Source organism: Citrobacter sp. Cpo069 (assembly GCF_030332785.1).
In the GTDB taxonomy this organism is placed as follows: Bacteria; Pseudomonadota; Gammaproteobacteria; order Enterobacterales; family Enterobacteriaceae; genus Citrobacter; species Citrobacter portucalensis.
Genome location: NZ_JAOWHD010000043.1, coordinates 41,958 through 53,774 on the forward strand (window position 1 = coordinate 41,958; position 11,817 = coordinate 53,774).

9 protein-coding genes are annotated in these 11,817 nt (G+C 49.7%); 3 read left to right on the plus strand and 6 right to left on the minus strand.

The window, feature by feature from the left end; all coding sequences use genetic code 11:
- Positions 1–222 precede the first annotated feature (222 nt).
- Positions 223–1,155, minus strand: a complete 933-nt coding sequence (gene melR, locus OGY08_RS07270; RefSeq protein ID WP_003826756.1) for a transcriptional regulator MelR — start codon at positions 1,153–1,155, stop codon at positions 223–225.
- Between the two features lie 269 nt (positions 1,156–1,424).
- Here melR and melA point away from each other — a divergent pair, with 269 nt between their 5' ends.
- The 3 genes from melA to OGY08_RS07285 all read left to right on the plus strand — a co-directional run bounded on the left by melA (position 1,425) and on the right by OGY08_RS07285 (position 4,560).
- A complete protein-coding gene (gene melA, locus OGY08_RS07275) occupies positions 1,425–2,780 on the plus strand; it encodes an alpha-galactosidase (RefSeq protein WP_286565849.1) in 1,356 nt (451 codons plus the stop codon).
- A gap of 92 nt (positions 2,781–2,872) precedes the next feature.
- On the plus strand, positions 2,873–4,303 hold the full coding sequence (melB, locus tag OGY08_RS07280) for a melibiose:sodium transporter MelB (protein ID WP_060683115.1): 1,431 nt from the start codon (positions 2,873–2,875) through the stop codon (positions 4,301–4,303).
- Positions 4,304–4,305: 2 nt separating this feature from the next.
- Entirely contained in the window at positions 4,306–4,560 is a 255-nt protein-coding gene (locus OGY08_RS07285) for a SemiSWEET transporter (protein ID WP_032942140.1), read from the plus strand.
- Positions 4,561–4,580: 20 nt separating this feature from the next.
- Here the strand turns inward: OGY08_RS07285 and OGY08_RS07290 are convergent, their stop codons facing one another.
- The 5 genes from OGY08_RS07290 to OGY08_RS07310 all read right to left on the minus strand — a co-directional run bounded on the left by OGY08_RS07290 (position 4,581) and on the right by OGY08_RS07310 (position 11,500).
- Entirely contained in the window at positions 4,581–5,204 is a 624-nt protein-coding gene (locus tag OGY08_RS07290) for a DUF2238 domain-containing protein (RefSeq protein WP_125363593.1), read from the minus strand.
- Between the two features lie 147 nt (positions 5,205–5,351).
- Complete coding sequence (gene fumA / locus OGY08_RS07295; RefSeq protein WP_008786974.1) at positions 5,352–6,998, minus strand: class I fumarate hydratase FumA; 1,647 nt, start codon at positions 6,996–6,998, stop codon at positions 5,352–5,354.
- Positions 6,999–7,094: 96 nt separating this feature from the next.
- Positions 7,095–8,435 (minus strand): anaerobic C4-dicarboxylate transporter DcuB, encoded by a 1,341-nt coding sequence (gene dcuB, locus OGY08_RS07300; protein ID WP_003031873.1) that lies wholly within the window; start codon positions 8,433–8,435, stop codon positions 7,095–7,097.
- A 717-nt stretch (positions 8,436–9,152) separates the two neighbouring features.
- The gene (dcuR, locus tag OGY08_RS07305; RefSeq protein ID WP_008786975.1) at positions 9,153–9,872 is read right to left on the minus strand and encodes a two-component system response regulator DcuR; all 720 of its coding nucleotides are present in this window, start codon (positions 9,870–9,872) and stop codon (positions 9,153–9,155) included.
- Positions 9,869–11,500: a sensor histidine kinase gene (locus OGY08_RS07310; RefSeq protein ID WP_003826772.1), complete on the minus strand. Its 1,632-nt coding sequence runs from the start codon at positions 11,498–11,500 to the stop codon at positions 9,869–9,871. The genes dcuR and OGY08_RS07310 overlap by 4 nt, the downstream gene beginning before the upstream one ends.
- Between the last annotated feature and the right edge of the window lie 317 nt (positions 11,501–11,817).

An 11,817-nucleotide genomic window follows, 5' to 3' on the forward strand; every position in this document is an offset into this window, starting at 1 on the left:
TGTGGAAAGGTTGCAATCTATGAATTGCAGACACACCGTATGAATGTGACGCAGGCAAGTATTATCCTGTCAAAATGGGCTGTAAAGCGGGTGAAAAATAGTCTAATTTGTGTTTAATTTGTTTTTAAACAGTAGGTTATGTTTGCTTGTTGGCGGTTTTTCACCGCCGTTTATCGACAGGGGGAATATTTTTTTGGCTGATACTGATATTGCCGAATGATATCAACCAGCGATTGTTTGCCGATGCTGCTGGCTTAGTTTGCGGTACTGCTGCGGCGACATGCCGACAAACTTGCTGAAGGTGTCATAAAAACGGCTGCTGGATCGGAATCCGGCGGTCAACGCAACGTCGAGAATGGTTTTATCGGTATCGCTAAGCAATGCGCGGACGTGATTGATCCGCATTGCCGTGATGTACTGCTTCAGGGTGAGTTGCATTACGCGTTGGAAAATCCCCATCGCGTAGTTGGCGTTGAGCTTCACGTGTTCCGCGACGTCGTTGATGGTGAGCGCCTGATCGTAGTTGTCGGCAATAAAGCTCAGCATTTGGCTGACGTAAAACTGGGCGTGCCGCGACACGCTGTTTTTGTGGGTCCGCGAGGTTTTATTGACCAGGATAGGCTGCCAGCCGGAAAGGCTAAACCGCTTGAGCATCAGACCAATTTCATCAATGGCGAGCTGGCGAATTTGTTCGTTCGGGTTGCTCAGTTCCTGTTGCCAGCGCTGAACCTCAAAGGTGCTCAACTGCTGCGACGCCAGCGATTTGATGACCATTCCATGGGTAACATGGTTGATCAGCTCGCGATCCAGCGGCCAGGAGAGGAAAAGGTGCATCGGTAAATTGAAGATAGCCATACTTTGGCAGCTGCCCGGACGCGTGAGCTGATGCGGTGTACAGGCCCAGAATAGCGTGATGTGTCCCTGTTTTATCTGCACGACTTCGTTGTTGATAAGGTACTCGACGTCACCATCAAACGGAACATTGATCTCCACCTGCCCATGCCAGTGGCTGGCAGGCATAGCATGCGGTGAGCGCAACTCGATATCCATCCGTTGATATTCTGAGTACAGCGATAGCGGGCTGCGGGTTTGTTCTTCATCGCTACTGCACATGTGCGGATCGGGAGGGAGAGGCGATGTCGGTAATGTACTCATGGTTGCTCCATTTCCTGAATTATCAGAATCATGTCATTTAACACGTATTAAGGCTGAGAATCAGGACACAAATTGGACCGTTACCATTGAGCATAGCGACATTTTGCGGCCGCATACTCTGCTTTTTGGGTGATTTTGTCCCATAAACTCAGATCCAATAGGGCGCAGAGTGATGATCTGAGTTTATGGGAATGCTCAGCAGGGAAGTCGGAGGTTTTCATCTATGCGCTGTGCCACCATGACTGTGTTCACTAATGTTCTGGAGAGTCATGATGTCTGCACCCAAAATTACCTTTATCGGCGCCGGTTCCACGATTTTCGTCAAAAATATTCTTGGGGACGTCTTTCACCGCGATGCGCTTAAATCTGCGCATATCGCCTTGATGGATCTCGATCCTACGCGTCTGGAAGAATCACACGTTGTTGTGCGCAAGTTGATGGATTCTGCGGGCGCGTCTGGACGAATCACCTGCTATACCGATCAAAAAGCGGCATTACAGGATGCCGATTTTGTGGTGGTCGCTTTCCAGATCGGCGGCTATGAACCCTGTACCGTTACCGATTTTACGGTGTGTAAACGCCATGGTCTGGAGCAGACGATTGCCGACACGCTGGGGCCGGGCGGCATTATGCGTGCGCTGCGCACCATCCCGCATTTATGGCAGATTTGTGAGGATATGACCGAAGTCTGTCCGCAGGCCACAATGCTTAACTACGTTAACCCGATGGCAATGAACACCTGGGCAATGTATGCGCGCTATCCGCATATTAAGCAGGTTGGGTTGTGTCATTCGGTGCAGGGGACGGCGGAGGAGTTGGCCCGCGATCTGAACATCGACCCTGCTTCTTTGCGCTATCGCAGTGCCGGGATCAACCATATGGCGTTTTATCTGGAGCTGGAGCGCAAAACGGCGGACGGTGCCTATGTGAATCTCTACCCGGAGCTGCTGGCGGCCTATGAATCCGGTCAGGCGCCGAAACCAAATATTCACGGAAATACCCGTTGCCAGAACATTGTGCGTTATGAAATGTTCAACAAATTGGGGTATTTCGTCACCGAATCGTCGGAGCACTTCGCTGAATATACGCCGTGGTTTATCAAACCGGGGCGTGAAGATCTGATTGAGCGCTATAAGGTGCCATTGGATGAATATCCGAAACGTTGTGTGGAACAGTTGGCGAACTGGAAAAAAGAGCTGGAAGAGTACAAAACGGCTGAGCGGATCGACATTAAACCGTCGCGCGAATATGCCAGCACTATCATGAACGCTATCTGGACCGGTGAACCGAGCGTCGTGTATGGCAACGTTCGCAATGACAATCTGATCGATAACCTGCCGCAAGGCTGCTGCGTTGAAGTCGCTTGTCTGGTAGATGCGAATGGTATTCAGCCAACGAAAGTCGGGACTCTCCCGTCACATTTGGCGGCCATGATGCAAACCAATATCAATGTTCAGACCCTGCTAACGGAAGCCATCCTGACGGAGAATCGCGATCGCGTTTATCACGCGGCAATGATGGATCCGCATACCGCCGCGGTACTGGGGATTGAAGAGATTTATGCGCTGGTGGACGACCTGATCGCGTCTCACGGCGACTGGCTGCCGGCCTGGCTGCACCGTTAATACACAATCACGCCGGGCATTGTATCCGGCGTTTAACCTCTGACGTTTCCTCTTACAGAAGGCGGGCGCTGGTAACAGCGACCCGATACCCTATGAGCATATCTCTGACAACAAAACTCAGTTATGGATTTGGAGCGTTTGGTAAGGATTTCGCCATCGGTATTGTGTACATGTACCTGATGTATTACTACACCGACGTGGTGGGATTATCGGTGGGGCTGGTCGGAACGTTGTTCCTGGCGGCAAGGATTTGGGATGCGGTAAACGATCCCATCATGGGCTGGATTGTGAACGCCACCCGATCGCGCTGGGGAAAATTTAAACCCTGGATTTTACTCGGTACGCTGGCGAACTCATTGGTGCTGTTTTTGCTTTTTAGCGCACATCTTTTTGAGGGTACTGCGCAGGTCGTATTTGTTTGCGTGACGTATATATTATGGGGAATGACCTACACCATTATGGATATTCCATTCTGGTCACTGGTGCCAACTATTACGCTGGATAAACGCGAGCGTGAACAACTGGTGCCGTACCCCCGTTTCTTCGCCAGCCTTTCTGGGTTTGTTACCGCAGGCGTGACGCTGCCTTTTGTGAGCTATGTTGGCGGAGCCGATCGTGGTTTTGGTTTTCAGATGTTTACGCTAATTCTCATCGCGTTCTTTATCGTTTCCACCGTTGTGACGCTACGGAATGTGCATGAGGTTTATTCGTCAGACAGTGAGGCCACGGCAGACAGCAGTCGTCTTGGGTTGAAAGCGATCGTTGGGCTTATCTATAAAAATGACCAGCTATCCTGCCTGTTAGGTATGGCACTGGCTTACAATATTGCATCCAATATCATTGCTGGCTTTGCCATTTACTATTTTACCTACGTCATTGGCGATGCAAGTCTCTTCCCGTACTACATGTCTTACGCAGGTGCGGCAAACCTGTTGACGTTGATTTTCTTTCCTCGGCTGGTAAACGCGTTGTCACGACGGATCTTGTGGGCTGGGGCATCGGTGTTGCCGGTGCTTAGCTGTAGCGTACTACTGGTGATGGCGCTGGCAGATTTCCATAATATCTTACTGATTGTTATAGCGGGTGTTTTACTGAATATTGGTTCGGCGCTTTTCTGGGTGTTGCAGGTCATTATGGTGGCAGATACCGTTGATTACGGCGAATACAAACTTAATGTTCGTTGTGAAAGTATCGCTTATTCGGTGCAGACAATGGTGGTAAAAGGTGGGTCAGCATTTGCCGCTTTCTTTATCGCGTTGATACTCGGGGTGATTAATTACGCGCCAAATGTCGCGCAGTCTGCCGAAACCATCGTTGGCATGCAGTTTATTATGATAGCGCTACCCGCACTCTTTTTTGTGGTAACCTTAGTCCTGTATTTCCGCTTTTATCGACTGAATGGCGACACCCTGCGCAGGATCCAGATCCATTTACTGGATAAGTATCGCAAGGTGCCGCAGCACTATGAGCAACCGGATATCCCGGCTATTGCGGTAGTGGCTCCAGGCGATGTGAAGGCATAGCGATGGAATGGCATTCGTTGATTGGGTATTTGGCGGCCAGCCTGACGACGCTCTCTTTCTTACCGCAAGCCATTAAGGTTATTACCACCCGCAACACACAAGGCATCTCCGGTTTGATGTATGTGATGTTTGTGTGCGGGCTGGTTTTGTGGCTGATTTACGGATTATTGATTGAAGATACTGCCGTCAGCATGGCGAACTTTCTGACACTGTTGTTCGCCTTGCCGATTCTGGTTATCAAGTATCGCAGTAGGTAATGTAGATTGCCGGAGAAGCGTTAGCGCTCTCCGGCCATTTTCAACTGCCGATTGTGCCAGGCCGCCAGTGCGAGGACCGTTGTTAACGCACCGAGCAGGGCGCATAACATGTCCGACTGGGTATCCCACGGGTCACCCTGCGTGCCAAGGAAGTCATCCGCACCTTGTCCCATTGCCAGCGCAGCCCACCATTCGATCAGTTCATACATTGCGCTAATCGCCAGTGCTACGCAGCAGACCAAAAATGCCAGCATCTTACGACCACGGACAATATTGCCGCGCACTAAAATCTCTCTTGCCGTCAGGGCTGGTACCAGTCCCTGGAAGAAGTGGCCCAGCTTGTCATAGGGGTTTCGACTGAGATCCAGCCATTCCTGAACCTGAAAACCGACGGGGACTTTGGCGTAGGTATACATCCCGCCTACCATCAGAATGATGGCGTGCAAGAAAATCAACGTATAAAGCAGCGGCGTCAATGGGTACTGCTTCATGGTTGCCAGTAACAGCGGGACGACAATAATGACTGGCGTGACTTCCATCAGCCAGGTGATTTTCTCCGAGGCAGAGATACCGGTGTAGATAAGAATCAGCGCCAGGATCAATGCGCCGGTGCGCAAGATTGTGGGGTTCAGAGTGCGGAGCATTGCGAATTCACACGTAATGGAAAAGGTCACTATTCCCTGTGAACGGCAAAAATTCAATACCAGTAAATGGGGGGATAAAGTTGGCCCGGGGGGATCGCTGGACTGACGCCAAAAATTTAGTGCCAGTCCAGTGCCGGGCCGAATGGGTTACTTCGCGCAGTTAGCGCATTGTTTGCTGACGATTTGCTGGAAGAAATCGTTGCCTTTGTCATCGACCAGAATGAAAGCCGGGAAATCTTCTACTTCGATTTTCCAGATAGCTTCCATACCCAGCTCCGGGTATTCCACGCATTCCAGATGCTTAATGCTCTGCTGCGCCAGTACCGCTGCTGGTCCACCGATGCTGCCCAAGTAGAAGCCGCCATGTTTGTGGCAGGCGTCAGTCACCTGCTGGCTACGGTTACCTTTTGCCAGCATGATCATGCTGCCGCCGTGAGACTGCAACAGGTCAACGTAGGAGTCCATACGACCCGCGGTGGTTGGACCTAAAGAACCGGACGGGTAGCCTGCAGGTGTTTTGGCCGGACCCGCGTAGTAGATCGGATGATCTTTCACGTACTGCGGCAGACCTTCGCCGGACTCAATACGTTCTTTTAACTTCGCGTGGGCAATGTCACGACCAACAATGATAGTACCGCTCAGTGACAGACGAGTAGAAACCGGGTACTGAGAGAGCTGGGCGAGGATCTCTTTCATTGGGCGGTTAAGGTCAACTTTAACCACTTCGCCTTCGCCCGCCTGGCGCAGAGATTCCGGAATGTACTGACCTGGGTTATGTTCCAGTTTTTCAATCCAGATCCCTTCGCGGTTGATCTTGGCCTTGATGTTACGGTCTGCAGAGCAAGAAACGCCCATACCAACCGGGCAGGACGCGCCGTGGCGAGGCAGGCGGATCACGCGGATATCATGTGCGAAGTATTTCCCGCCGAACTGAGCACCAAGGCCGAGTTTCTGCGCTTCTTCCAGCAGTTCTTGTTCCAGTTGCAGATCGCGGAACGCCTGGCCGTGAGCATTACCTTCAGTCGGCAGCGCGTCATAGTAGTGTGTGCTGGCCAGCTTCACCGTTTTGAGGGTGCTTTCCGCTGACGTACCGCCAATAACGAATGCGATATGATACGGCGGGCAAGCTGCGGTACCCAGCGTGCGCATTTTCTCAACCAGGAAGTTTTTCAGTTTGCCGGGAGTCAGCAGCGCTTTGGTTTCCTGATACAGATAGGTTTTGTTGGCTGAGCCGCCGCCTTTGGCCACGCACAGGAATTTGTATTCGTCACCGTCCACGCTGTACAGATCGATCTGTGCGGGCAGGTTGGTGCCGGTATTTACTTCTTTGTACATATCCAGCGCCGCGTTTTGCGAGTAGCGCAGGTTATCTTCGATATAGGTATTAAATACGCCTTTGGAGAGCGCCGCTTCATCGCCGCCGCCGGTCCAAACACGCTGACCTTTTTTCCCCATGATGATTGCCGTACCGGTGTCCTGGCAGGTTGGCAACACGCCTTTGGCGGCGATTTCGGAGTTTCTCAGGAACTGCAGCGCCACGTACTTATCGTTTTCGCTGGCTTCGGGATCATGGAGAATTGAGGCGACTTGCTGTTGGTGTTCTGGGCGGAGCATGAAGGAGGCATCGTGGAAGGCTTGCTGGGCCAGTAGCGTAAGTGCTTCAGGGGCTACTTTCAGGATTGTTTCGCCTTCAAACTCGCCGACGCTGACGTGATCGGATGTCAGCAGGTAGTACTCAGTTTTGTCTTCCCCCAGTGGGAAAGCCGCCTGGTAAGTGAATTCAACTTTTGACATTTGCTTCCAGCCTTTTCATTTTTCTCAGGAATTTTAAAATTCTCTGTGTCTTCATGGTGGCGTGCCGTACCAACGTGGACGGCACGCGAACTGTGATTACAGGAAACCGTACATTGCGGCGAAGATCCAACCAAAGACACAGGATACGCTTACGCCGATCAAGCCAGGCAGAATGAAGCTGTGGTTGATAACGAAGCGGCCGATGTGGGTGGTGCCGGAACGGTCAAACTGGATTGCAGCCAGATCGCTCGGGTAGGTCGGCAGAATGTAGTAACCGTAACATGCCGGAGCAGAAGCCACGATGTACGCGGGATCAACCCCGATTGCAAGCGCGACCGGAACAATCGCTGCCAGCGCCGCTGCCTGGGAGTTTACAAATTTGGATACCAGCAGCAGAACAATTGCATAGGCCCACGGATACTCTTTCACCATATTGCCCAGCACACCTTCGATTTCTGTCATGTGCGCGCCGAACATTGTTTCGGCCATCCAGGCAATACCGTACACCGCCACAATCGCGATCATACCGGAACGGAAGACTTCGTTTTTAGATATTGAAGCGGGATTGGTCTTCGTCAGGATAATAATCAGCGCACCGGTCAGCAGCATGAACATCTGGATAACCAGCACCATTGACAGCGGTTTGCCGCTAAAGGTAGGACGCAGCTCAGAGAACGCGCCAAGCACGGCAACCACGGCAATAGCGGCCAGGAAGATCCACATGGCCAGCCAGTTGCTTTTCGGCAGCTTTTTGTCTAACAGCGTGGCGGTATCGCCATACACATAGTTATGGTTTTCAGGTACGGAAATGAACTTCTGGAACTCTTCATCTTTATCCAGATCCTTACCACGGAACCAGCTGAAGATACCGATCGCCAGGATACCCAACAGGGTAGACGGGATGGTGATGCTGAGCAGGTCGAGGAATTCGAGATGCTTGCCTTCAAACGTTACGTTACCCAGCATTGCCACCAGTGACACAACGGCTACAGAAACCGGGCTGGCGATAATCCCCATCTGTGCACCGATAGAACTCGCCGCCATCGGACGTTCCGGGCGAATATTGTTCTTAATGGCAACGTCATAAATGATTGGCAGGATGGTGTATACCACGTGCCCTGTACCGCAGAGAATCGTCAGGGTGCAGGTAACGAAAGGTGCGACGATGGAAACGTATTTTGGGTTACGGCGCAGCAGCTTTTCAGCGATTTGCAGCATAACGTCAAGGCCGCCGGAGGCTTGCAAGGTTGCCGATGCGGCCACCACGGCAATAATAACCAGCATTACATCTACAGGTGGTTTACCCGGCTGGAGATGGAAAACGAAAACCAGAATGACCAGGCCGATACCGCCTAATAAACCCAGCGCGATACCGCCCTTTCTGGCACCATAAAACAAACATATTAATATTATGAGAAGTTGTATACTAAATAACATTTTATTTACCCTCGCGAAAAACCCAGTCAATTTTTTGAAAAATGGATCTGTGCCACATTCTTTTTTGCCAGAATAAGCATCAAAAAATGGTCAGTATTCGATATGTCCGTATTTGCGATTAATGTTCAAATGTCTTGCTAGAATGTTTTTTCAAATTTATGGAAATATTTAGCTTTTTTCTGTGGCTTTGATCAGAGGAGAAAATCCTCAGGCGATGGGAAGCAGAGCTGGGCATGGAAAGCTGCGGTTGACGCTGTAATTTATCTGTTTTGCGTTTTCCGCTATTACATGAACCACCGACAGAATGAGTGAGTGGGTTATTTATGTGATCACGGTCACGCCATTTCATGATGTGATGAAGTTGGCGTGGGGATACTTTTATTTGCTCACAAAAATGTACGGTGTCCATGGTACGTAGCATGGTCTCCATTGCTACCAGTCTAGATTTTGTATGTCTGGTTAATTTCAGACTAATCCTTTATGGGTAAAAATACACACTCTGCGAGTTAGATAATACTTAATTAACTTTTGTTAGCGATTTTGAAATTAAAAACAGTGTGACGTTTGTCAATATTAAAATAATACATTTAACATGCCGGATACAAATATATTTGATCTAACGCAAATTTATAATTTTACAGTGCCAGATGGTGAAATTGGGATTTTTCATTATTTTAATAATTGTTACTTTCAAATAACAAATAATCCCAAGTGTATTTATTGGCAATATTGTTTAAGCAATGAGTAGTGTTCAGCCTGCACGCGATAACGATAAACAGGTCTGCCGGTCACGCCATAATGGATGCTGGTAAATAAGATGTGACAATTGACGAGCCAGATAAGGTATTTACGGCAAGAGACGCGCGAGATATTGACCTCGTTGGCCAGCTCATCCGTGGAGAACTCCTGATCCTGGTGCTCATCAATCCACTGACACAGCGTGCGTAACGTTTGTGGCGTTAACCCTTTAGGTAAGCGCCGTGCTTCCTGTTCATTGGAAGAGCTGCCGTGAATCAGCTGGTCAAGCTCAGACTGTTCATAATACTGATGCTTGTCCATCTCATTTTTCTTGTGCAGCCAGCCGGTGAGCGCTTCTTCAAACCGGGAAGCCTGGAAAGGTTTGATCAGGTAGTCAACAACACCGTAGTGAAGTGAATCTTTGATGGTGGTGGCATCAGCGGCGGAAGAGATGACGATGACATCACACTTGCAACCTTCGCTGTGCAGAACCGGCAGCAGGTCCAGACCGTTTTCTTTTTGCATATAAATATCTAGCAAAATCAGATCGATATGATGACCGCTATGAAAGATTATCTCTTTTGCTTTCTCCAGCGTGGAGGCTGTGCCGCAGCAGTGAAAACCGGAGAGTTGCGCGACATAACGGCGGTTTAATTCCGCTACCATTGCATCGTCATCGACAATTAAGACATTGATCATCTGCTGGCCCTCTCACCATTCCACGGTAACTGTACAAAAAATTGGGTGAAGATCCCAGGTTCAGACTCGACGGAAATATTACCGCCAACGTTTTCAACCTGTTGTTTAACAAGCGCTAAACCAACGCCCCGTTCGGTTCCTTTTGACGAAACGCCCTTCTCAAAGATGTGCTCAATGTTTTCGGGGGCAATCCCCGGACCATCGTCATTCACTTCGCAATGCAACCAGCCGTGTCGATAATGCAAGGATACGCTGATCTCACCACCAGGTTCTTGACCTAGCGCTTCCAGGGCGTTTTCAATCAGATTCCCCAGAACGGTAATCAGCACCGCCACCTGATCTTCGTTGCTATTTTCCGGTAACTGGCTTTCATTGCTAATGACCAGACTATGGCCTAAATCAGATGTGCGATTAATCTTACTGAGTAAAAATCCTGCGATCACCGGTGATTTTATTTTTCCTAACAGTGAGCCAATTTCTTCCTGATAATTGTTCGCGGTCTTCAGGATGTAATTTTCAAGCTGCTTATAACTTTTCAGATGCAATAATCCCAGAATCACGTGCAATTTATTCATGAATTCGTGGGATCGTTCACGAAGTGCGTCGGCATAGTTGACCATACCATCCAGACGTTGCATTAGTTTTCGGACTTCTGTCTTATCTCTGAATGTTGAAATGGCACCGATGATTTTACCGTTGCTGAGTACCGGGACCGTGTTAATTAAGAGTAGCCGATCCTTCACCATGATCTCTTCATCGCGGCGCGGCGTTCCGTCATGTAGTACCTGTGAAAAATCGACCACCTGTGACCACGCATGGCTGAGTGTGGAGAGCTGGGCATCATCTTGTGATTTGTGATAATCCAGCAGCTCCTGCGCAGCCTGGTTAATCAGGGTCACTTCACCGCATTCGTCAACGGCAATAACACCTTCCTTTATAGAGTGCAGCATCGCCTGGCGTTGTTCGAACAGATTGGAGATTTCATAAGGCTCCAGGCCAAACAGAATGCGCTTGAGGACTTTGACAAATACCCATGTACCGAGCAGTCCAACCAGTACGCCAAATAAGATTGACCAGATGATGCTGCCGCGGCTGTTATTGATCTGCTCAGTCACCCGGCTTAGCTCAAGGCCGATCGACACGACGCCAATCTGCCGGTGATGTTCGTCATAGATAGGAGTAAATACACGTAGAGCTTTAGCCAGGAATCCGCGATTAATGGCGACATTCTCTTTACCCTGCAGGGCCAGCAATATGTCATCACCTTTAAATGGCTGACCGATTCGCTGCGCTTCGGGATGGGAGTAACGAATGCTTTGCATATCAGTGACGACGATGAACAAAAAGTCGTTGCTCTTATTCACCGCCTGGGCAATCGCCTGAATGCCGCTTTCCTCGGGCTTTTTCATTAGTCCCTGGCGGATCTCCGGAGAGTTGGCTAGCGTTCGCGCGACCGCAAGCGCTTTACTCGCTAATGCATCGCGCGTCATGTTGCTGATCTGCGAGAAATAAATCAGATGAACGACAAGCAGCACGGAGAAGAGTACTGCACTAACCATGAGGATCACGGTGGTGCCAAGCTTCATCGGGCGTTTACGTATAGCAGTACGTTGCAGGGAGTATCTCATCACGGTCCTGAAATCACGGTTTGTGCGGGTATTATTGCCTGATGGGGTGCGTAATTCAAAGGTGGTAGGGATTATGGCGCTTAAGTTGTCAGTCCTTCTTCTTTATATAGCGTAGAGTGAATTTCTTTCTATATAGAGGTTTTCATACCGATTCTCTCCCTTTTTAGGGACGCTTACAGATAATTTCCTTACGATTGTGGATAACTCTGTGTGTAAATGGGTATAAGGCGGGGTTTTGCTGTGGAATGCAGCAGTCAGTCATTTTTCTGTCATTTAAGGGTTGCGGGCCGCAGGAAACTCCCTATAATGCGCCTCCA